This is a genomic window from Streptomyces sp. NBC_00154 (assembly GCF_026342835.1).
Lineage (GTDB): Bacteria > Actinomycetota > Actinomycetes > Streptomycetales > Streptomycetaceae > Streptomyces.
The window spans coordinates 3,305,918-3,326,609 of sequence record NZ_JAPEMI010000001.1; the positions used below are offsets into that span (position 1 = coordinate 3,305,918).

Annotated in this window: 17 protein-coding genes, 1 tRNA gene and 2 riboswitches; of the genes, 10 read left to right on the forward strand and 8 right to left on the reverse strand. The window is 71.6% G+C overall.

The genetic code is table 11. From position 1 onward, the window contains the following. Window positions 1-6: 6 nt before the first annotated feature. Window positions 7-3,606: a cobaltochelatase subunit CobN gene (gene cobN / locus OHA03_RS14885; RefSeq protein ID WP_267008054.1), complete on the reverse strand. Its 3,600-nt coding sequence runs from the start codon at window positions 3,604-3,606 to the stop codon at window positions 7-9. A 90-nt stretch (window positions 3,607-3,696) separates the two neighbouring features. Continuing rightward, window positions 3,697-3,772, reverse strand: a riboswitch (cobalamin riboswitch). 103 nt (window positions 3,773-3,875) lie between these two features. Here cobN and OHA03_RS14890 point away from each other — a divergent pair. From OHA03_RS14890 to OHA03_RS14900, 3 genes are all read left to right on the forward strand, one after another. Further along, window positions 3,876-5,192: a cobalamin biosynthesis protein CobG gene (locus OHA03_RS14890; protein WP_267004335.1), complete on the forward strand. Its 1,317-nt coding sequence runs from the start codon at window positions 3,876-3,878 to the stop codon at window positions 5,190-5,192. A 68-nt stretch (window positions 5,193-5,260) separates the two neighbouring features. Further along, window positions 5,261-5,887, forward strand: a complete 627-nt coding sequence (locus OHA03_RS14895; protein WP_030929633.1) for a precorrin-8X methylmutase — start codon at window positions 5,261-5,263, stop codon at window positions 5,885-5,887. A 2-nt stretch (window positions 5,888-5,889) separates the two neighbouring features. Further along, window positions 5,890-7,404, forward strand: a complete 1,515-nt coding sequence (locus OHA03_RS14900; RefSeq protein WP_267004336.1) for a precorrin-2 C(20)-methyltransferase — start codon at window positions 5,890-5,892, stop codon at window positions 7,402-7,404. 9 nt (window positions 7,405-7,413) lie between these two features. Here the strand turns inward: OHA03_RS14900 and OHA03_RS14905 are convergent, their stop codons facing one another. Beyond that, window positions 7,414-8,160 carry a cobalt-precorrin-6A reductase gene (locus tag OHA03_RS14905; RefSeq protein WP_267004337.1) on the reverse strand — a complete coding sequence of 249 codons (747 nt, stop codon included), beginning with the start codon at window positions 8,158-8,160 and terminating at the stop codon, window positions 7,414-7,416. Window positions 8,161-8,175: 15 nt separating this feature from the next. On the opposite strand from OHA03_RS14905, the gene OHA03_RS14910 reads away from it, so the two are divergent. Next, the gene (locus tag OHA03_RS14910; protein ID WP_267004338.1) at window positions 8,176-9,291 is read left to right on the forward strand and encodes a cobalt-precorrin-5B (C(1))-methyltransferase; all 1,116 of its coding nucleotides are present in this window, start codon (window positions 8,176-8,178) and stop codon (window positions 9,289-9,291) included. Between the two features lie 32 nt (window positions 9,292-9,323). Here the strand turns inward: OHA03_RS14910 and cobM are convergent, their stop codons facing one another. The 5 genes from cobM to OHA03_RS14935 all read right to left on the reverse strand — a co-directional run bounded on the left by cobM (window position 9,324) and on the right by OHA03_RS14935 (window position 13,969). Continuing rightward, window positions 9,324-10,073, reverse strand: coding sequence for a precorrin-4 C(11)-methyltransferase (gene cobM, locus OHA03_RS14915; RefSeq protein ID WP_267004339.1), 750 nt, complete (start codon window positions 10,071-10,073; stop codon window positions 9,324-9,326). Beyond that, window positions 10,070-11,359, reverse strand: a complete 1,290-nt coding sequence (gene cbiE / locus OHA03_RS14920; protein ID WP_267004340.1) for a precorrin-6y C5,15-methyltransferase (decarboxylating) subunit CbiE — start codon at window positions 11,357-11,359, stop codon at window positions 10,070-10,072. Before cbiE ends, cobM begins: the two co-directional genes overlap by 4 nt. 159 nt (window positions 11,360-11,518) lie before the next feature. Further along, window positions 11,519-11,926 (reverse strand): SSI family serine proteinase inhibitor, encoded by a 408-nt coding sequence (locus OHA03_RS14925; RefSeq protein ID WP_267004341.1) that lies wholly within the window; start codon window positions 11,924-11,926, stop codon window positions 11,519-11,521. A 336-nt stretch (window positions 11,927-12,262) separates the two neighbouring features. Then, the gene (locus OHA03_RS14930; protein WP_267004342.1) at window positions 12,263-12,511 is read right to left on the reverse strand and encodes a hypothetical protein; all 249 of its coding nucleotides are present in this window, start codon (window positions 12,509-12,511) and stop codon (window positions 12,263-12,265) included. Between the two features lie 72 nt (window positions 12,512-12,583). Next, window positions 12,584-13,969, reverse strand: a complete 1,386-nt coding sequence (locus tag OHA03_RS14935) for an FAD-binding oxidoreductase (protein ID WP_267004343.1) — start codon at window positions 13,967-13,969, stop codon at window positions 12,584-12,586. 149 nt (window positions 13,970-14,118) lie between these two features. On the opposite strand from OHA03_RS14935, the gene OHA03_RS14940 reads away from it, so the two are divergent. Continuing rightward, window positions 14,119-15,282, forward strand: coding sequence for a sulfite oxidase (locus OHA03_RS14940; protein WP_267004344.1), 1,164 nt, complete (start codon window positions 14,119-14,121; stop codon window positions 15,280-15,282). A 36-nt stretch (window positions 15,283-15,318) separates the two neighbouring features. Here OHA03_RS14940 and OHA03_RS14945 read toward each other — a convergent pair whose 3' ends face one another. After that, window positions 15,319-15,735 carry an SHOCT domain-containing protein gene (locus OHA03_RS14945; protein WP_267004345.1) on the reverse strand — a complete coding sequence of 139 codons (417 nt, stop codon included), beginning with the start codon at window positions 15,733-15,735 and terminating at the stop codon, window positions 15,319-15,321. Window positions 15,736-15,947: 212 nt separating this feature from the next. Between OHA03_RS14945 and OHA03_RS14950 the strand changes: the two genes are divergently transcribed. The 5 genes from OHA03_RS14950 (at window position 15,948) to OHA03_RS14970 (ending at window position 20,534) form a co-directional block, all read left to right on the forward strand. Beyond that, window positions 15,948-16,118, forward strand: a complete 171-nt coding sequence (locus OHA03_RS14950; protein WP_267004346.1) for a hypothetical protein — start codon at window positions 15,948-15,950, stop codon at window positions 16,116-16,118. A 75-nt stretch (window positions 16,119-16,193) separates the two neighbouring features. Then, window positions 16,194-17,390: an SPFH domain-containing protein gene (locus tag OHA03_RS14955; protein ID WP_267004347.1), complete on the forward strand. Its 1,197-nt coding sequence runs from the start codon at window positions 16,194-16,196 to the stop codon at window positions 17,388-17,390. Between the two features lie 116 nt (window positions 17,391-17,506). Further along, window positions 17,507-17,580, forward strand: a tRNA-Met gene (locus OHA03_RS14960). Window positions 17,581-17,818: 238 nt separating this feature from the next. Further along, entirely contained in the window at window positions 17,819-19,003 is a 1,185-nt protein-coding gene (locus OHA03_RS14965; protein ID WP_267004348.1) for a PP2C family protein-serine/threonine phosphatase, read from the forward strand. 248 nt (window positions 19,004-19,251) lie between these two features. Beyond that, window positions 19,252-19,404, forward strand: a riboswitch (cyclic di-AMP (ydaO/yuaA leader). An 11-nt stretch (window positions 19,405-19,415) separates the two neighbouring features. Continuing rightward, window positions 19,416-20,534 carry a M23 family metallopeptidase gene (locus tag OHA03_RS14970; protein ID WP_267004349.1) on the forward strand — a complete coding sequence of 373 codons (1,119 nt, stop codon included), beginning with the start codon at window positions 19,416-19,418 and terminating at the stop codon, window positions 20,532-20,534. Window positions 20,535-20,692: the final 158 nt, after the last annotated feature.

The window sequence follows — 20,692 nt, forward strand, 5'->3', positions numbered from 1 at the left end:
TCGGGGTCAGTCCTCGCCCTCCAGGTCCCCCTCCGTCTCCAGGAACACCTGGCGCAGCGCCTCCAGGACCGCCGGGTCGGGCTTGGACCACATGCCGCGGGACTCGGCTTCCAGGAGGCGCTCCGCGATGCCGTGGAGGGCCCAGGGGTTGGCCTGCTGGAGGAACTCGCGGTTGGTCGGGTCCAGGACGTACGTCTCGGTGAGCTTGTCGTACATCCAGTCGGCGACCACGCCCGTCGTCGCGTCGTAGCCGAAGAGGTAGTCGACCGTCGCGGCCAGCTCGAAGGCGCCCTTGTAACCGTGGCGGCGCATCGCCTCGATCCACTTGGGGTTGACCACGCGTGCGCGGAAGACCCGGGACGTCTCCTCGACCAGGGTGCGGGTGCGGACCGTCTCCGGGCGTGTGGAGTCGCCGATGTACGCCTCGGGGGCCGTGCCGCGCAGGGCGCGGACGGTGGCCACCATGCCGCCGTGGTACTGGAAGTAGTCGTCCGAGTCCGCGATGTCGTGCTCGCGGGTGTCCGTGTTCTTGGCGGCCACGGCGATCCGCTTGTAGGCCGTCTCCATCTCGTCGCGGGCCGGCCGGCCGTCGAGTTCGCGCCCGTAGGCGTAGCCGCCCCAGACCGTGTAGACCTCGGCGAGGTCGGCGTCGGTGCGCCAGTCGCGGCTGTCGATGAGCTGGAGGAGGCCCGCTCCGTACGTACCGGGGCGGGAGCCGAAGATACGGGTGGTGGCGCGGCGTTCGTCGCCGTGTTCGGCGAGGTCGGCCTGGGCGTGGGCGCGGATGTGGTTGTGGTCGGCGGGTTCGTCGAGGGATGCGGCGAGGCGTACCGCGTCGTCGAGCAGCCCGATGGTGTGCGGGAACGCGTCGCGGAAGAAGCCGGAGATGCGCAGGGTCACGTCGATGCGCGGGCGGCCCAGGTCGGCGAGGTCGATCGGTTCCAGACCGGTGACGCGGCGTGAGGCGTCGTCCCAGACCGGGCGGATGCCGAGCAGCGCCAGGGCCTCGGCGACGTCGTCGCCCGACGTCCGCATCGCGCTGGTGCCCCACAGGGAGAGGCCGACCGAGGTGGGCCATTCGCCGTTGTCGGTGCGGTAGCGCCCCAGGAGTGAGTCGGCCAGGGCCTGGCCGGTCTCCCAGGCGAGCCGGGACGGGACCGCCTTCGGGTCCACGGAGTAGAAGTTGCGGCCGGTCGGCAGGACGTTGACCAGGCCACGCAGCGGGGAGCCGGACGGGCCCGCGGGGACGAAGCCGCCGTTCAGGGCGTGGACGGTGTGGTCCAGTTCCGCTGTGGTGGCGGCCAGCCGGGGGACCACCTCGCGGGCTGCGAAGTCGAGGATGTCCCTGACCGGTTGAGGGTGGGCCGCGGCCACGGTCGCAACGGCCGACGGGTCCCAGTCCGCGTCCTCCATCGCCTGGACCAGGGCGCGTGCCTGCTCCTCGGCCTGGTCCGCCGTGGTGCGGGTGGCGGCGGACTCGTCGAGGCCCAGGGCCTCGCGCAGCCCCGGCAGCGACGCCGTACCGCCCCAGATCTGGCGGGCGCGCAGGATCGCCAGGACCAGGTTGACCCGGTCCGGACCGGCCGGGGCGCCACCCAGGACGTGCAGCCCGTCGCGGATCTGGGCGTCCTTGATCTCGCAGAGCCAGCCGTCCAGATGCATGATGAATTCGTCGAAGCCCTCGTCGTCCGGGCGGTCGTCGAGCCCCAGGTCGTGGTCGAGCTTGGCGGCCTGGATCAGGGTCCAGATCTGGGCGCGGATCGCGGGCAGCTTCGCCGGGTCCATCGCGGCGATCTGGGCGTGCTCGTCGAGGAGCTGCTCCAGGCGTGCGATGTCGCCGTAGCTGTCCGCGCGGGCCATCGGCGGTACGAGGTGGTCGATCAGGGTGGCGTGGACGCGGCGCTTGGCCTGCGTACCCTCGCCCGGGTCGTTCACCAGGAACGGGTAGACGAGCGGGAGATCGCCCAGTGCCGCGTCCGGGCCGCAGGCGGCGGACAGGCCCGCGTTCTTGCCGGGCAGCCACTCCAGATTGCCGTGCTTGCCGAGGTGGATCATCGCGTCGGCGCCGAAGCCGCCGTCGTCCTGGGCGGCCGCGATCCAGCGGTATGCGGCCAGGTAGTGGTGCGAGGGCGGCAGATCGGGGTCGTGGTAGATCGCGATCGGGTTCTCGCCGAAGCCGCGCGGCGGCTGGATGAGGATCAGGAGGTTCCCGCGGCTCAGGGCGGCGAGCACGATGTCGCCCTCGGGGTTGCGGGAGCGGTCCACGAACATCTCGCCGGGCGGCGGGCCCCAGTGCTGCTCGACGGCGGCGCGGAGTTCTTCCGGCAGCGTGGCGTACCAGCGCCGGTAGTCGGCGGCCGGGATCCGGACCGGGTTGCGGGCCAGCTGCTCCTCGGTCAGCCACTCCTGGTCGTGGCCGCCGGCCTCGATCAGGGCGTAGATCAGCTCGTCGCCGTCGCCGGAGACCAGGCCGGGGAGGTCGGCTTCGGGGCCGAAGTCGTAGCCCTCGGCGCGCAGTCGGCGCAGCAGGGCGACGGCGCTGGCCGGGGTGTCGAGGCCGACCGCGTTGCCGATCCGGGAGTGCTTCGTCGGGTACGCGGAGAGGACGAGCGCCAGGCGCTTGTCCGCGGCCGGGATGTGGCGCAGCCGCGCGTGGCGTACGGCGATTCCGGCGACCCGGGCGGCGCGCTCGGTGTCGGCGACGTATGCGGGCAGGCCGTCCTCGTCGATCTCCTTGAAGGAGAACGGGACGGTGATCAGCCGGCCGTCGAACTCGGGGACCGCGATCTGGCTGGCCGCGTCGAGCGGGGAGACGCCCTCGTCGTTGTCCTCCCAGTCGCTGCGCGAGCCGGTCAGGCAGAGCGCCTGCAGGATCGGTACATCGAGGCCGGTGAGCGCGCCGGCGTCCCAGGACTCGTCGTCGCCGCCGGCGGACGCCTCGGCGGGGCGGGTGCCGCCCGCGGCGAGGACGGTGGTGACGATGGCGTCGGCGGCGCGCAGTTCGTCGATGAGTTCGGGTTCCGGGGTACGCAGCGAGGCGACGTACAGGGGGAGGGCGCGGGCCCCCGCGTCCTCGACCGCCCGGCAGAGCGTGTCGATGAACGCGGTGTTCCCGCTCATGTGGTGGGCGCGGTAGTAGAGCACCGCGATGGTCGGGCCGTCGGTGGCGCGCGCGGTGCGCTCCAGGGGGCCCCAGGACGGGGCGGGCGCCGGGGGTTCGAAGCCGTGGCCGGTCAGCAGGACCGTGTCGGAGAGGAACCGGGCCAGCTGGTCCAGGTTGGCCGGGCCGCCGTGCGCCAGGTAGGCGTGGGCCTCGGCGGCGATCCCGATCGGCACGGTGGAGGCGGCCATCAGCTGGGCGTCGGGCGCCTGTTCACCGGTGAGGACGACAACCGGCCTGCCGGTGGCGAGGACTTGGTCGAGCCCCTCCTGCCAGGCACGGACACCGCCGAGGAGGCGTACGACGACGAGGTCGGTGCCGTCGAGGAGAGCCGGGAGGTCGTCGAGCGGCAGGCGCGACGGGTTGGCGTAGCGGTAGGTCACCGGACCGTCCGCGGCGCGGGCGCTGAGCAGGTCGGTGTCGGACGTCGACAGGAGCAGGATCATGCGGCGTCGGGCCTTCCTCGGGGTGTCCACGCCCCGGGCGGTGTCGGAATGGGCTCCCCTGCTCGAGCTGGGTCGAGAGGTCGGGGAAGGGAGTTCCTGACTCGCCCGGCCGTTGCGGCCGGACTCACAGTGGCGGGACCGCGCCGGATTCGCACCGGGCTTCCTCCCATGTCGCCGTCTCTGGCGATGCCGGGCCGGGTGGCCCGCTGCTAGGCATAGTAAGGGTCATACATCGGATGGGATTCATACAGCTCAGGATGATGGTCGGTATGCTCGCCGCCATGTCCACTTCGCCCACTCCGCCGTCGGCCCCGGGGGAGCCTCCGTCCCGGGACCGTGACGATGCCTGCCCGGGGTCGCTGCGGCTGCACCGGGCGGACGACGGCGCGCTGGCGCGGGTACGGATCCCCGGTGGTGTGCTGAGCATCCGGCAGGCGGACGTGCTCCTCGAGGCCGCACGGGAGTTGGGCGACGGTGAGCTGCATCTCACTTCGCGGGGCAATGTCCAGTTGCGCGGGCTCGGCCAGGAGTGCGGCGGACGGCTCGCCGAACTCCTCGGCGGGGCAGGGCTGCTGCCGTCCCGGCGCCATGAGCGGATACGTAACGTGGTGGCCTCCCCGCTCTCCGGGCTGGACGGCCGGGGCCGGTCGGACGTCCGGCCGTGGCTGACCGCGCTGGACGGGCTGTTGTGCGGAAGTGACAAAGCGGCCGGGTTGTCCGGCCGCTTTCTGTTCGCGCTCGACGACGGCCGCGGTGACGTGGATGCCCTGGGTGCGGATGTGACGTTGCTGGGGTGGAGCGACGGGAGCGCGCTGCTGCGGATCGGGACCGCGGGGGCGGTTCTGAGGGTCTCCGGGGCGGATGCGCCCCGTGCCGCGCTCATTGCCGCCGAGACGTTTCTGGACGCGGCCCGGGAGACGGGCGCCTGGCGGGTGAGCGAACTGCCGCTCGCTTCCGATGAGTTGCTGGGAACGGTGGAAACGGCGTTGCGTGCGGCCGGAGTTGACGCGGCCCGCCACGTGGAGCACGTACCACCGCCGACGGCGGCGCAGGAGCCCGGGTACGGGCTCGTCGCCACCTCCGGCCCGGCCGCGCTCTGTGTGGGTGTGCCGTTCGGACGCCTCACCGGTGCGCAGTGGGAGAGCCTGACCCGCGCGGGCGGTGAGGTGCGGCTGACCCCCTGGCGGAGCGTCGTCGTGACAGGTGTGGCGCGCGGCGGCGCGGCGGCGCGGCTGGCCGAGTGGGGCGCGGCCGGACTGGTGGCCGGGCCCGACTCCGCGTGGACCGGCGTCGGGGCCTGCATCGGCCGGCCGGGCTGTGCGAAGTCCCTGGCCGATGTACGGGGGGACGCGGAGGCCGCGGTGACGGCGGGGGAGCCGGGCATCGCGCGACTCCCCGTGTACTGGTCCGGCTGTGAACGCCGGTGCGGCCACCCCAAGGGCAGCTGGGTCGACGTCGTCGCCGTCCCCGGCGGGCACCAGGTGTCCCGGGTGCGCGGAGACGTGCGGGGCGCGCCGGCGACGGTCCACGGCAGCCCGTCCGACCTGGCCGCCGCAGTGACGGCCGCCCGAAGCACCTGTAGCTGAACCACCGGCCCCAGGGCCCCACCGTTTGTCAGCCCGACCACCCACCGACCGGAGAGAGCGAAACCACCGTGTTCCAGTACGAGAAGGACGGACCGGCGATCTACCGCCAGTCCTTCGCCACCATCCGCGCCGAGGCGGATCTCGCGGGCCTGCCCGCCGACGTCAGTCAGGTCGCGGTCCGCATGATCCACGCCTGCGGCATGGTCGACCTGGTACGCGACATCGACTTCACCCCGGGCGTCGTGGCCGACGCCCGCCGGGCGCTGCGCTCCGGCGCGCCGATCCTGTGTGACGTGGCCATGGTCGCCAGCGGTGTCACCCGCAAGCGGCTCCCCGCCGACAACGAGGTCATCTGCACCCTGTCGGACCCGGCGGTCCCCGATCTCGCCGCGAAGCTGGGCACGACCCGCAGCGCCGCCGCGATGGAGCTGTGGCGGGACCGCATGGAAGGGGCGGTGGTGGCCGTGGGCAACGCGCCGACCGCGCTGTTCCGGCTGCTCGAGATGATCGAGGAGGGTGCTCCCCGCCCGGCCGCAGTCATCGGTGTGCCCGTCGGTTTCGTCGGAGCCGCCGAGTCCAAGGACGCCCTGGCCGACCATCCGTCCGGTCTGGAACACCTGGTCGTACGGGGCCGTCGCGGCGGCAGCGCCATAGCCGCGGCCGCGCTCAACGCGATCGCCAGCGAGGAAGAGTAAGAGTGAGCGAACAGAACACGGGCCGGCTGTACGGGGTGGGACTCGGGCCCGGCGATCCGGCACTGATGACCGTACGCGCGGTGCAGATCATCGCCGAGGCCGATGTCATCGCCTATCACAGCGCCCGCCACGGACGTTCCATCGCACGCTCCATCGCCGCCGAGCACATCCGCGCGGACCACATCGAGGAGAAGCTGGTCTACCCGGTCACGACGGAGACCACCGACCACCCCGGGGGCTACCGGGGCGCGATGGAGGAGTTCTACGGCGAGGCCGCGGCCCGGCTGGCGGTGCACCTGGACGCCGGACGGACGGTCGCGGTGCTCGCCGAGGGCGACCCGATGTTCTACGGCTCGTACATGCACATGCACAAGCGGCTCGCCGACCGCTATCCCACCGAGGTGATCCCCGGCGTCACTTCGGTCAGCGCAGCCGCCGCCCGGCTCGGCACCCCGCTCGCCGAGGGCGAAGAGGTGCTGACGATCCTGCCCGGCACCCTGCCGGAGGAGGAGCTGACCGCCAGGCTGGCCGCCACCGACGCCGCCGTGGTGATGAAGCTGGGGCGTACGTTCCCCGCGGTGCGCCGCGCCTTCGAGGCGTCGGGGCGGCTCGACGAGGCGCGCTACGTGGAGCGCGCCACGATGGCCGGGGAGCGTACCGGCGATCTGGCGGACACCGACCCGGACTCCGTGCCGTACTTCGCCGTCGCGGTGCTGCCCAGCCGGATCGACGCACCCCGCCCGGAAGCGAGTGCGGACGCGGCGGGCACCGGTGAGGTCGTGGTCGTCGGTACCGGTCCCGCCGGACCGCTGTGGCTGACCCCGGAGACCCGCGGGGCGCTGGCCGCCGCCGACGACCTCGTCGGCTACACCACGTACCTGGACCGGGTTCCGGTCCGCCCAGGACAGGCCCGCCACGGTTCCGACAACAAGGTGGAGTCGGAGCGCGCCGAGTTCGCCCTCGACCTGGCCCGCCGCGGCCGCCGCGTGGCCGTGGTGTCGGGCGGCGATCCGGGGATCTTCGCCATGGCGACCGCCGTGCTGGAGGTGGCCTCGCAGGACGTGTACGCGAAGGTGCCCGTGCGGGTGCTGCCGGGTGTGACCGCGGCCAACGCGGCCGCCGCCCGCGCGGGCGCACCGCTCGGCCACGACTACGCCACGATCTCGCTCTCCGACCGGCTCAAGCCGTGGGAGGTGATCGCCGCCCGGCTGCGCGCGGCCGCGGCGGCGGATCTGGTGCTGGCGCTGTACAACCCGGGTTCGCGGACCCGCACCGAGCAGGTCGGCAAGGCCCGTGACCTGCTGCTGGAGCACCGTTCGCCGGATACGCCGGTGGTGGTGGGCCGGGATGTGGGCGGACCCTCGGAGAGCGTACGGATCGTCACCCTGGCCGAGCTGGATCCGGCCGAGGTCGACATGCGGACGATCCTGCTGGTCGGTTCCTCGCAGACGCGGTCGGTGCGGCGGGGGGACGGCCGGCAGATCGTGTGGACGCCGCGGCGGTACCCGGAGGCCTGAGGCCCGGCCTCAGCGACGCAGGCCGGCCAGCCAGTCCACGGCGAGTTCCGGCGTACCGACCACGGGTACGCCCTCCGGGACCGGCGGCCGGCGCACCACCACCACCGGGATGCCGGCCTCCCGGGCGGCGGCCAGCTTCGGTGCGGTGGCGTCACCCCCGCTGTCCTTCGTGACGAGGACATCGAGGCGGTGACGGCGGATCAGCTCGCGCTCGCCGTCGAGGGTGAAGGGCCCCCGGTCCAGCAGGACCTCCATCCGCGCCGGGTGCGGCCCGTCGGGGGCGTCCACGGACCGCATCAGGAACCACAGGGAGTCGAGGCCGGCGAAGGCGGCGAGTCCCATCCGGCCCGTGGTCAGGAAGACGCGGCGGCCCAGCCCGGGCAGGGCGGCGGCCGCCTCGTCCAGCGATCCGACCGGATGCCAGCGGTCGCCGTCGACGGGCACCCAGCCGGGCCGGCGCAGCGCGAGCAGGGGAACATGGGCGGCGGCGGCGGCCGACGCCGCATGGAAACTGATCGTCCCTGCGAAAGGATGGGTGGCATCGATGAGCGCGTCGACCCGGTGCGTACGCAGCCACTCGGCGAGCCCGTCGGCTCCGCCGAACCCGCCGACCCGCACCTCACCGGGCGGCAGCTTCGGACTGGCCACCCGGCCGGCGAGCGAGCTGGTGACCCGAGCCCCGGCCGGGAGCGCCTCCGCCAGGCTCTCGGCGAGGCGGCGGGCCTCCGTCGTGCCACCGAGGACGAGTACGTGCATGGGATCGGTCCAGACATGAGTGAGGCGAAGGGCGGGCGCAGCGCCCAACTCAAACACACCGGTCTGCGGCCCGGCTGGACGACCGGTGCCTGTGCGACCGCGGCCACGACCGCGGCGTACACGGCCCTGCTGACCGGCGACTTCCCCGACCCGGTGTCGATCACCCTGCCGAAGGGCCAGACCCCCGCGTTCGCGCTGGCGATGGAGGAGCTCGACGGGGAGCGGGCGACGGTCGGTGTGGTCAAGGACGCGGGAGACGACCCGGACGTGACGCACGGCGCGCTGGTGCGGGCCACCGTGCGGCGGCTGCCGCCCGGCTCGGGTGTGGTGTTCCGGGCCGGTCCGGGGGTGGGCACGGTGACCCGCCCGGGTCTGCCGCTCGACGTCGGCGAGCCCGCGATCAACCCGATGCCGCGGCAGATGATGCGCGACCACATCGCGCGCGTTGCTGCGGACCACGGGGCCACGGGCGACGTCGAGATCACCGTGTCCGTCGATCACGGTGAGGAGATCGCCCGTTCCACATGGAACCCGCGCCTGGGCATCCTGGGCGGTCTGTCGATCCTCGGCACGACCGGGGTCGTCGTCCCGTACTCCTGTTCGGCGTGGATCGACTCGATCCGCCGCGGCGTGGACGTGGCCCGCGCGGCGGGACACACGCATGTGGCAGGGTGCACGGGGTCGACCTCGGAGAGGACCGTGGTCGCCGAGTACGGCCTGCCGGAGATCGCCCTGCTCGACATGGGGGACTTCGCGGGAGCGGTGCTCAAGTACGTACGCAGGCATCCGGTGGACCGGCTGACGGTCTGCGGCGGGTTCGCGAAGCTGTCGAAGCTCGCGGCGGGCCACCTGGATCTGCACTCGGCCCGCTCCCAGGTCGACAAGGGGTTCCTCGCCGAACTCGCCCGGCAGGGCGGCGCGGATGCGGCCCTGGCCGCCGAAGTGGCGGACGCCAACACGGGCCTGGCCGCCCTTCAGCTGTGCGCGGCGGCCGGGGTCTCGCTGGGTGACCTGGTCGCGGTGGCAGCGCGCGACCAGGCGCTGTCGGTGCTGCGTGGGGCGCCGGTGGCCGTGGACGTCATCTGTATCGACCGGGCGGGCGCGGTCGTCGGCCGCAGCGCAGTCCACTGACCGCTTGTTTTCCCGACCCCGTCCTTCCGGGGTCAGCAGGCGTGCCGGTCGCGCTCCGCCGAGTACAGGTGGCTGTCGCGGAACTGCTCGGCGCCCAGCGTGCGGCCGACCATGATGACGGCGGTACGGATCACTCCGGCGGCCTTCACCTGCTCGGCGATGTCGCTCAGCGAACCGCGCAGGATCAGCTCGTCAGGGCGGGATGCCATGGCCACCACGGCGGCCGGGCAGTCGGCCCCGTAGTGCGGCAGCAGTTCCTCGACCACCCGGTCCACGTACCGCGCGGCCAGGTGCAGCACGATCAGTGCGCCGCTGCGCCCGAGCGTCGCCAGGTCCTCGCCGTCCGGCATGGCCGTGGCGCGGTGGGCGATCCGGGTGAGGATGACGGTCTGGCCGACGGTGGGCACGGTCAGCTCCCGCTTCAGCGCCGCGGCGGCCGCCGCGAACGCCGGTACGCCGGGCACCACTTCGTACGGCACACCCGCCGCGTCGAGCCGCCGCATCTGCTCGGCGACCGCACTGAAGACGGACGGGTCGCCGGAGTGCAGCCGGGCGACGTCGTGCCCGTCCTCGTGGGCGCGTACCAGTTCGTCGGTGATCTCGTCGAGGTTGAGCTGCGCGGTGTCGACGAGAAGGGCGTCCGGCGGGCACTCGGCGAGCAGTTCGCGGGGGACCAGGCTGCCCGCGTACAGACAGACCTGGCAGGCAGCGAGCGTCCGGGCACCGCGCACCGTGATCAGGTCGGCGGCGCCGGGCCCGGCGCCGATGAAGTACACGGTCATCTGTTCTCTCCTGATGAGGACGGTGAGGACGGTATCGGGGAGGTGCCGACGGGCTTGCACACGGACCACTGGGTGACCGGCATGGCCTGCCGCCAGCCGGTGAAGCCGCCGACCGGCACGGCGTGCGCCACCGCGAGCCGCACCAGTTCGCCGCCATGGCGCCGGTACCGCTCGGCGAGCAGCGCCTCGGACTCCAGCGTGACGGTGTTGGCGACCAGCCGTCCGCCGGGTGGCAGTGCATCCCAGCAGGCGTCGAGCAGCCCCGGCGCGGTCAGCCCACCGCCGATGAACACGGCGTCCGGTACCGGCAGTCCGGCGAGCGCCTCCGGGGCCCGGTCGGTGACCACACGCAGCGCGGGGACGCCGAGTCGGTCCGCGTTACGGGCGATGCGCCCGGCGCGTACCGGGTCGCGCTCGACGGTGACGGCACGGCAGGACGGGTGCGTACGCATCCACTCGACGGCGATCGATCCGGAACCGCCGCCGATGTCCCACAGCAGCTCGCCGGGCGCCGGGGCCAGTGCCCCGAGGGTGGCGGCGCGGACATGACGCTTGGTGAGTTGTCCGTCGTGCTCGTACGCGCCGTCCGGCAGCCCGGGTACGGCGCCGAGCCGCAGTGCGTCCGGGCCCCGACGGCACTCGACCGCAATGACGTTGAGCGGATCGCCCGCCGGATGCGCCCACCCGTCGGCCGTCCCCGTGACACAGTCCTCGGCCTCGCCGCCCAGCTGTTCCAGCACCCGCATAGGGCTGGGCCCGAAGCCGCGTTCGCGGAGCAGCACGGCCACTTCCCCGGGGGTTCCGGCGCCCGCGCTCAGCACCAGCAGCCGCCGGCCCTCGTGCAGGGCGGCGGCCAGCCGGGCGGTGGGTCTGCCCACCAGCGTGACGACCTCGGTGTCCTCCAGCGGCCAGCCGAGCCGGGCACAGGCGTAGGAGACGGACGACGGATGCGGAAGGACGCGGAGGTTCCCGGCACCCAACTCCTCGCAGAGCGCGCGCCCGATGCCGTAGAACATGGGGTCGCCACTGGCCAGCACGGCGACCCGAAGCCCCCGATGCGCGGCAAGGAGACCGGCCACGGCGGGCCGCAGCGGAGAAGGCCAGGGCACACGGCGCCCCGTACAGACCGGCGGCAGCAGGTCCAGCTGACGCGCACCGCCGATCACCGCCTGCGCATCGAGCAGCACCGCGCGCGAGCTCTCCGGCAGCCCCGCCCACCCGTCGGCGCCGATCCCCACCACGGTCGGCGCAGGTGGCGGGGGTATTGCGGGCTCTGCGGGGATCACGGCCGGTACCTCGGTGTTCGGGGGCTGACGCAGCCGAAACTCTACTGTTCACGCTGACCGGCGAGATCGTTCCGGCCGGGTGAGCATCGCCATACGTACGCCGGAATGCCCCTGCCCGGCGCGTCGGCCGGGCAGGGGCGTTCGGAGTCGAAGCCCGGGTCAGAATTCGAAGACGGGTCCCGCGGCCGCCTCCATGGCGCAGGCGTTCGGGTAGGTGCGCTGCCAGTCCACCGTGTCGCCGTCGTACATCCCCTTCGCGGTGACCGTGACGGGGTCGAGGATCAGCGGGCACAGGTGCGGGTCGCCGGGCAGCCTGTCGAAGTCGCCCCCCGCCTCGTCCAGCGCGGCGCACGCCTCCGCCGCCTTCGGGTGGTGGCCCTGGGAGGTGGCCGGACACTGGAGGGCGATGCCGCGGATCCAGGTGTTCTCGCTGCCGGAGACGGTCAGGAAGAGGATGGACTCCGGCGAGTCGGCGTGCGCGGTCGAGGACATGAGCAGGGGTGCGGCCAGGGCGGCTGCTGTCAGCGAGGCGGCGGCCAGGCGCCGGGCGACGGTGGAGATGATCACGGTGGGGGTAACGAACCGCCGGTCACGAGGACACGAGCGGTGTTCGTTCCAGTGGGGTGAACGGAAGGTTCCGGCATGCCGTTCGATCCGTCGCGGGGCAGCTCGTGTCCGCAGGGCTGCCGCACTCCGCCCGTACAGGACGGAAACTGCACGCCCGCGGAGCAGATCCTCATGGGCGTGGGCATCATCCCCGTACCACCGAGTTGATGCGGACATGGAAGCGGCCCCGATGGTCTCGCCACCGGAGCCGGCCCTTCCAGGGCGCCACACGTGAGAGTGTGCGTCCTTGTTTTCAGGATACACCGTAAATCGGCCTAAAGCGGATTCGTTTTCCGTCTATTCCGTGCTGCCGTGCCACTGCCCCTCGACGCGGAACCACAGGCCCGGCGCGTAGACCGCATGGACGACCGGGGCTTCCCCCCTCGGCACCTGCAGGATCCTCAAGGCGCCGCTGGGGAGCAGGTCGTACTCGTAGACCATCGCGGAGTCGCCCTCCGTGACGTCCGCGTACGAGATGTCCGCCACCCCCCGCTCCGCGTATTCCTTGGGGGGACGATTCTCGACCAACTTGACGAAAACACCCATATTTTGACGATAGGACCGCCGAAGCCGTCGCGCTCGCCGGACGGCATCCCACGACCGAGGAGCCGGAAGCGGTCAGTGCTGCTCGGCCGGCGTGATGTTCTGGTTGGCGTGGAAGAAGTTGTCCGGGTCGTAGGCCTGCTTGATCTTCGCGAGCCTGTCGTAGTGACCGCGATAGGTGGCCTTCACCCGGTCCTGCGTCTCACCCGCGCCGATGAAGTTCACGTACGTGCCGCCCATCGAGTGCGGATGCAGCTCCTCCCAGTAGTCCACGCACCACTGCCTGAGCTTCTCGGCGCTGTCCGGGTCCGGGTCGATGCCCGCGATGACACCGGACCAGACCGCGTCCCGGTAGGCCCAGGCCGTGTCGTCGGGGCCGAGTCTGTGGGCGGCTCCGTCGACCGGGTACAGATGCATGGTCGACAGATCGGTGGGGAGGTTCTCGGCGTACTTGGTGTGTACGTCGATGGCGCCGTCCGTGATCCGGTCGAAGAGGTTGCCGCGCCAGTACCACTGCAGACCCGCCGGGAGCAGTTCGTCGAACATGCCCTGCAGCGCGGGGTACGGCATCGGTGCCGTGAAGTGGAAGGCCGGCGGACCCGGTTCGTTCACGACTTTGAGGGTCTCTTCGAGGAGTTCGGGGTCGCCGGTCCAGCACCAGACGACGCCGCACACCTTCTGGCTGTGCAGCTCCTCCGGGAACGGCGGGCCGGGCGGCACGCTGAGCGCCGCGAAGAAGCCGTTCAGCTTCTCGGGCGCCTGCGGCAGGAAGTCCCGGTACCACTCGAGGACTTCGCGGGTCCGGTCGACCGGCCACACGGTGATCGCCACACCCACGGTGTCCACCGGGTGCAGCCGGAAGCTGAACGAGGTGACGACGCCGAAGTTCCCGCCGCCGCCACGCAGCGCCCAGAACAGATCGGCGTTCTCGCTCTCGTTCGCGGTGACGAAGCTGCCGTCGGCCAGTACGACGTCCGCTGCGAGCAGGTTGTCCACCGTCAGGCCGTAGCTGCGGGTGAGATGACCGTGGCCGCCACCGAGGGTGAGGCCGCCGATGCCCGTGGTGGACTGGATTCCGGCCGGGGTGGCCAGCCCGAAGCCGTGGGCGGCGTGGTCGAGGTCGGCGAGCCTGCTGCCGCCGCCGACGCGGGCGGTCCGGGTGCTCGGATCGATGTGCGCCCAGCGCATGGGCGACAGGTCGAGGGTGACGCCGTCGTCCACCAGGCACAGTCCGCCACCGCTGTGTCCGCCGCCCCGGACGGCGAGTTCGAGACCTTCGTCGCGGATGAAGCGGACCGCGGCCATGACGTCCGCCGCGTCCGCGCACCGCACCACGGCAGCCGGACGCCGGTCGATCATGGCGTTGTAGATCGTGCGGGCCTCGCGGTACTCCGGGTCCTGCGGGCCGATGACCGGGCCGCGCAGCGCGGTTCGCATCGCTTCGAGAGTGGTGCCGTCCATAGTCGTCTCCTTGTCGGGCGCGCGGACCGCCGATCCCTCCACGCTCCCGCCGGGCGGGGGGCCGTGCAATCGCGCAGCGCCGCGCAAAGAGCGACATGCGGTGTCGGGGAGCGGTGGGCGCCGGACGCCGGCGGGCGCACCATGAAGCCATGGATGGAGGTCCAGGGCCCTTTGCCGGCGACATCAGCCCATCGGCGCGCCTCGCCGGGCCCGGCGAGGGAATCAGCCCGGAGGAACTCGCGCTCGCGGCCCGCAACCACGGAGTGCCGCTGGAGGCGCTGCGCTACGACCTCACCCCGCCCGGACTGCACTACGTACTGGTCCACTACGACATCCCGTACGTTCCCGACACCTCCGTCGCGCGCTCCCACGGCTGGCAGCTCACCGTGCACGGCCGGGTCCGCAGACCGCTGGCACTGGACGTGGCGGCCCTGCGGTCGTTCCCGGCCGTCACCCTCCGCGTCACGATGGAGTGCGCGGGCAACGGCCGGGCCCTGCTCGCACCGCGCCCGGTCAGTCAGCCGTGGCTGGTAGAGGCGGTCGGTACGGCGGAGTGGACCGGGGTGCCGCTGCGGCTGCTGCTCGCCGAGGCCGGAGTCGAGCCGGACACCGTCGAGGTTGTCTTCAGCGGGGCCGACCACGGGGTCGAGCGGGGCGTCGAGCAGGACTACCGGCGGAGCCTGCCGCTGGACGTGGCCACCGGAGACGACCCGGAAGTGCTGGTGGCGTACCGGATGAACGGCGGGCCACTGCCGCCGCAGCACGGCCATCCGCTACGGCTGGTGGTGCCCGGCTGGTACGGCATGGCGCATGTGAAGTGGCTCCGCGAGATCCGGCTCACCGGCACCCCGTTCACCGGTTTCCAGCAGGCGACGGCCTACCGCTACCGCCAGGAGCCCGGTGATCCGGGCCGGCCCGTCACCCGTATGGCCCCGCGGGCGCTGATGATCCCGCCGGGGTACCCGGACTTCATGTCCAGGATCCGTTTCGTACGCCCCGGCCGCGTGCTGCTGGAAGGAAGGGCCTGGTCAGGGTGGCCGCCGGTCACCCGGGTCGAGGTGACCACGGACGACTGCCGTTCCTGGTACGACGCCGAACTCACCCCGCCGGACAGGAGCGGGGCCCACCTCTGGGCCTGGCAACGGTGGCAGTCGTTCTGGATAGCCACGCCCGGAAACCATGTCCTCGCCGCCCGCGCCACCGATGCGGCGGGCCGGGTCCAGCCCCTGACCCAGCCGTGGAACCGCGGCGGCTTCGGCAACAACCGCATCCAGCGGATCCCGGTCCATTGCGGGCCGGGACGGCTGGGATGAGGAGTACGCCCCCGGGGGCCGGAGGGGCGATGCGGCTCAGATGAGGAGCTTCGTCTTCGCCTGCCGGAACTCCTCCTCCGTGATGGCGCCACGGTCCTTGAGGTCCGCGAGTTTCGCCAGCTCCTCGACGCTGCCGCGGCTCTTCGGTGCACCGCCACCCGTGTCACCGGGGCCTGCGGCCTCGCGTACGTACGCCTTGAAGGCGGCCTCTCTCTCCTGGGCCTCCTTGAGGTCGCGCTTCCCCATGGATTTGCCGCGCGCGATCACATAGATCAGGACGCCGAGATACGGCAGCACCAGGGCCAGGATCAGCCAGCCCGCTTTGGCCCAGCCGCCCAGGTCGTCGCTGCGGAAGATGTCCGCGATGACCTTGAAGAGGAGGAACAGCCACATGATCCAGAGGAAGAACCAGAGCATGGTCCAGAACAGATTGAGCAGGGGGTAGTCGTCCATGTTCGGCTCCCTGGTCGTCGCTGTGGCGCAGCGTCGAATGTCTGAATTCTGAATCAGTCATATCACCACATATGGACGCCTGCTCGTCGTCGTTCGTGGCCGTTCCCCCGGGGGTGGTGCGGAGTACCTTGGAATCATGAGGGAGGCGTGGGCGAGGGCGTATGAGAGCCGCAGATGAGTCCGCCCTGAGTCCGGTCGGGGCGATCGGGCGCGTGACCGTGCCGATCCCGCAGGGCGGCCCGGGCGAAGTGCTGGTGGCCGTACGGGGTGGGTCGGAGGCCTACACCGCATGGTCGACGACGTCGATCGACAGGGACGAACGCGTGGTTGTCGTCGACTCGGTCTCGGCGCGCAGCGTGATGGTCGAACGGCTGCCGGCCTGAACGCAGGAAACGGAGCCGAGACCCGACGCCAGGGACCGACGCCGAGATGAAAAGACCTACGGCAGGAGTTCGCTCATGTTGTTCTGGCACGTTCCCGCCCCCAACGAGGCGATGCTCATCTCCGGATCGAAGCGGCAGACACAGGACACCCAGTTCCGGATCGTCACCGGCCACGGCAGTTTCGTCGTACCCGTGAAGCAGAAGGCGCGCATGCTCTCCCTGGCGCTGCGCGAGGCGGAGATCACCGAGGACTGCGTCACCCAGCAGGGCATCCGTCTCAACGTCCGCGCAGTCGCCGTCTTCAAGGTCGGTGACGACGCCGTCTCCATCGCCAACGCCGCACGCCGCTTCCTGTCCGAGCAGGAGCAGATGGAGGAGCTCGCCGGCCGGATCTTCGCCGGTCACCTGCGTTCCATCATCGGCGGGCTGACCGTCGAACAGATCATCCGGGAACGGAACCGGGTCTCCCAGGAGGTCATCGCAGGCAGCCACGGCGAGATGGAGAAACTCGGCATCGTCGTGGACGCCCTCCAGATCCAGGAGATCGACGACGCCACCGGCTACATCAACAACCTCGCCGCCCCGCACGCGGCCGCCGTCGCCAGCCAGGCCCGGATCGCGCAGGCCAGGGCCGACCAGGAAGCGGCCGAGCGCGAGCAGCAGGCCGCGGCGCTCAAGGCCGAGTACGAACGGGACACCGCGATCAAGCGGGCCGGCTTCCTCGCCGAGACCGAGCAGTACAACGCCCGCGCCGCCCAGGCCGGACCCCTGGCCCAGGCCAGGGCGTCGCAGGAGGTCATCGAGGAGCAGACGGCTCTGGCCGAGCGGCAGGCCGCGCTGGCCGCACAGCGGCTGGAGGCGGAGGTCAGGCGTCCGGCGGACGCCGAGGCGTACCGGCAGCGCACGCTCGCCGAGGCCGCCCGTGACCGGGCGAAGTTCCAGGCCGACGGCAACGCGTACGCCGAACGGACCCTGGCCCAGGCTCAGGCCGACGCCAACACCGCCCGCGCCACCTCGCTCCGGGACGGCAACCAGGAACTGATCGCGGCCAATCGCATCGTGGAGAACCTGCCGACGCTGGCCGACGCGGCCGCCCGCGGGATGAAGGGGGCCAACCTCACCGTGCTCAACGGCACCAACGGGGTCAACGAGATGGCGGCCGGGGTGGTGGGCCAGGGGCTGGCCATCCTCCACTCGCTCCAGCGCAGCGCGAGCGCGGGGAAACCGGCGGTCGACGCGAAGCGGGCGCCGCACATCACCGACTCGAACTGACCTGCGCCTGGCAGGTGCGGGAAAGGTGCGGAAAGGCGTCGGGGCCGTTGGATCGGGCAGCCATTTCATTGGTGGTCAGCAGTCCGTTCCTGATGGCGTAGAGTTGTGTTTACCGACGCGGGGTGGAGCAGCTCGGTAGCTCGCTGGGCTCATAACCCAGAGGTCGCAGGTTCAAATCCTGTCCCCGCTACTGAAGAATCAGGCCCGGCATGCATTAAGCGTGCCGGGCCTGATTCGTGTTTTCCGTCCCCCCTTCGGCCGATGAGGAGTCGCCGCGCGACGCCGCTCCGGCAAGCCTGGGAAGCGGGCCCATGCCCGCAGCCGTGCGCGTGCAGGTCGGGACAGCCGTGCGTGCACGGGGCAGGAGACCACAGGGCGCACCGCCCAGGACAGCACAGGGCGCGCCGGGCAGGAGACCACAGGTGGGGATGGCGACGAAGCTGCGCGGGGGGCGGGTCAGGGGGCGGGCCGTGGTGCGCGGCTGGGCCTGGTGGTTCGTGCGTGCGCTGCCGATTCTGATGATCGTCGGTGGGCTCGTGTTCGACTACCTCAGCCCACCCCCCTTCACCGCCGTGCCGATGTTCGTGGCCGCTCCGCTGATCGCCGCACCGTTCTTCTCGCCGGCCAGCACCGTCCTCACGGGCGTCGCCGCGGTCTTCTCGATCCTCTCGCTGCGGGTGCCCGGCGAAGGTCTGCTGCACGTCGTGCCATTCATCGAGCTCGTCACCGTGTTCACGGTCGCAATCCTTGCCGTCGTCATCAACCGGGTCGTACGGCGCAGCAACGAGCAGCTGGCTTCGGCGCGGGTCATCGCGGAGACCGCCATGCGGGCCGTGCTGCCGACACCGTCCGAGCGGATCGGGGGGCTCCATGTCGCCGCGCGGTACGAGGCGGCCCAGGCGGACGAATTCGTCGGCGGTGACCTGTTCGCCGTGGCGGAGAGCTCGTACGGGGTACGGCTCGTGGTCGGGGACGTGCGGGGCAAGGGGCTCGAAGCGGTCGGGACGGTGGCGGTGGTCATCGGCGCGTTCCGGGAGGCCGCCGAGCAGGAGGATTCGCTGGAGGGCGTGGCTCGGAGGCTGGAGCGGGCGCTGGCGCGGGAGGGGGCCAGGCAGGGCGGGATCGATCCGGTCGAAGGGTTCGTCACCGCCGTGCTCGCCGAGATCCCGCCCGGTGCGGCCGAGGTACGGATCGTCAACCGCGGCCACCCCGAGCCGCTGCTGCTCCACCCCGACGGCTCACTGGAGGTGTTGTCGCCGACCGTGCCCGCGCTGCCGCTCGGCATGGACCTGGGGGTGTGGACGGACCGGGCCGACGTATGGGAGCTGGCCGCCGGGATGACGCTGCTCACGTACACGGACGGGCTCTCCGAGGCGCGCGACACCCAAGGCGACTTCTACGATCCGGCGGCCCGGCTGCGCGGGCGGATCTTTCCCGGGCCCGAGGAGCTGCTGTCCGCGCTGGCTGACGACGTACGGCTGCACACCGGCGGCAGGTCCACCGACGACATGGCGCTGCTCGCGGTCGCACGGCCCGCGCGGGGGCAGCCGAAGCGGCGCAGGACTGTGAAGATCGTGGGCCGGGACGCGAGTGAGGAAGAGCTGAGTCGGTGAAGGGGTTCTGCAGGGCGATGCCACCGTGCGTAATCGAAAGGCCTCGCTCCGCATAACATTTGATACAACGTCAGAAAACGGGTGGTGGCTGAGTGGCGATCAACTCGCCCGTTTCCGCCCGATTGTGTCCCGTAAAGTCCAGGCCAAGGCCGTTAACGATCAGTGGGAACGGCTTGGAATCGGACCCGTCCGTCTATTAACGTTCGATAACGCAGCGCGGTTGTCCCAGCCGTCGTCAGTGGCGGCACCGTGCGCGAGCGCCGAATTCCGCAAGGGAACCGGGGAACCACCTACATGGGGTGAATCGGACACCTGTGTCTCGTGAGAGGCAGAGGGATCCGTAGGAGACCTTCCTGCTCCGAACCCGTCAGCTAACCCGGTAGGCGAGAAGGAAGGAAAGGAGTGCGCCCCCGTGGCGTCCAACAAGCCTGCCCCCGAAGCCCCCTCCCGGTTCGGCTCCGACTTCACGACCGAGTACGGAACCGAGCAGCGGACCGATTTCGGCGCCGAGTTCACCACTGAGTTCGCGACCGACGGTTTCGGTGGGACCGAACGGGCGTGGGAGGAATGGAACCCCACGGAGGAGTCCGTTCGCCCCGTACGCGGCAAGCACCGCGTCGTCAAGCAGCGCAACGGGCTGGCCCGCAGCTCCACGGTGCTCGGAGTCGGCGTCATCGCGGCCGTGGGCGCGGGTGGCATGGCCACCGCGCAGAGCAAGCCGCCGGTCTCCATCTCTCTTCCCGATTCCCTCGCGGACAACCTCCCCGACGCCAAGTCCCTTCCCGGCGTGGGTGCCCTGTTCTCCGACGAGTCCGCCACCGACCAGGCGAAGTCCGCGGCTGCCACCGCCCCGCTCACCAGCGCCGGCATCACCACTGCCGAGGCCGAGCAGGGCACCACCGACGCCGGCGAGGCGCTGCGCGCCCGCATCCTCCAGCAGGCCGAGCAGCAGCAGAACGCCGCCGACGCGGAGGCCAAGGCCGCTGAGGAGAAGGCCGCCGCGGAGAAGGCTGCCGCCGAGGCCAAGGCGAAGCAGGACGTCGCCGAGGCCAAGGTCGCCGCCGAGAAGAAGCAGGCGGAGGAAGAGGCGAAGGCGAAGGCCGAGGCCGCACGGCTCGCCAAGCTCGCCGCCTCCTACGCCATCCCCACCTCCTCGTACACGATCACCTCGACCTTCGGCCAGGCCGGTTCGATGTGGTCCTCCGGCTACCACACCGGACTCGACTTCGCGGCGCCGACCGGCACGCCGATCAAGGCCGTCCACAGCGGCACCATCAAGTCGGCGGGCTGGTCCGGTTCGTACGGCTACCGCACGGTCCTGGAGCTCGAGGACGGTACGGAGCTGTGGTTCTGCCACCAGTCGTCGATCGACGTCAGCGTCGGCCAGAAGGTCACCACCGGTGACACCATCGGCCGTGTCGGAGCCACCGGCAACGTGACCGGACCCCACCTCCACCTGGAGGTCCACACCCCGGACGGCACGGGCATCGACCCGATGACCTGGCTGCGCGACAAGGGCCTCACCGTCTGAGCCCGCGCCGGTTCTCCGGCCCCTCGAACCCGGCAGTCCTGACGCTCACCCCCCGACGTCAGGGCTGCCGGTCTGTTCATATCCGGGTCCTTGCGACGCCGGTGCGGATACCCGTGTGGACCCCCCGGTACGGAATAGCGGGCGCGGCGGAGTCCGTT

Excerpts from the sequence above, each read along its gene's own strand:
- cobN (WP_267008054.1), bottom strand. The coding sequence starts at position 3,606 with ATGATCCTGCTCCTGTCGACGTCCGACACCGACCTGCTCAGCGCCCGC.
- OHA03_RS14890 (WP_267004335.1), top strand. The coding sequence starts at position 3,876 with ATGCTCGCCGCCATGTCCACTTCGCCCACTCCGCCGTCGGCCCCGGGG.
- OHA03_RS14905 (WP_267004337.1), bottom strand. The coding sequence starts at position 8,160 with ATGCACGTACTCGTCCTCGGTGGCACGACGGAGGCCCGCCGCCTCGCC.
- OHA03_RS14910 (WP_267004338.1), top strand. The coding sequence starts at position 8,176 with ATGAGTGAGGCGAAGGGCGGGCGCAGCGCCCAACTCAAACACACCGGT.
- cobM (WP_267004339.1), bottom strand. The coding sequence starts at position 10,073 with ATGACCGTGTACTTCATCGGCGCCGGGCCCGGCGCCGCCGACCTGATC.
- OHA03_RS14930 (WP_267004342.1), bottom strand. The coding sequence starts at position 12,511 with ATGGGTGTTTTCGTCAAGTTGGTCGAGAATCGTCCCCCCAAGGAATAC.
- OHA03_RS14935 (WP_267004343.1), bottom strand. The coding sequence starts at position 13,969 with ATGGACGGCACCACTCTCGAAGCGATGCGAACCGCGCTGCGCGGCCCG.
- OHA03_RS14940 (WP_267004344.1), top strand. The coding sequence starts at position 14,119 with ATGGATGGAGGTCCAGGGCCCTTTGCCGGCGACATCAGCCCATCGGCG.
- OHA03_RS14945 (WP_267004345.1), bottom strand. The coding sequence starts at position 15,735 with ATGGACGACTACCCCCTGCTCAATCTGTTCTGGACCATGCTCTGGTTC.
- OHA03_RS14955 (WP_267004347.1), top strand. The coding sequence starts at position 16,194 with ATGTTGTTCTGGCACGTTCCCGCCCCCAACGAGGCGATGCTCATCTCC.
- OHA03_RS14965 (WP_267004348.1), top strand. The coding sequence starts at position 17,819 with ATGGCGACGAAGCTGCGCGGGGGGCGGGTCAGGGGGCGGGCCGTGGTG.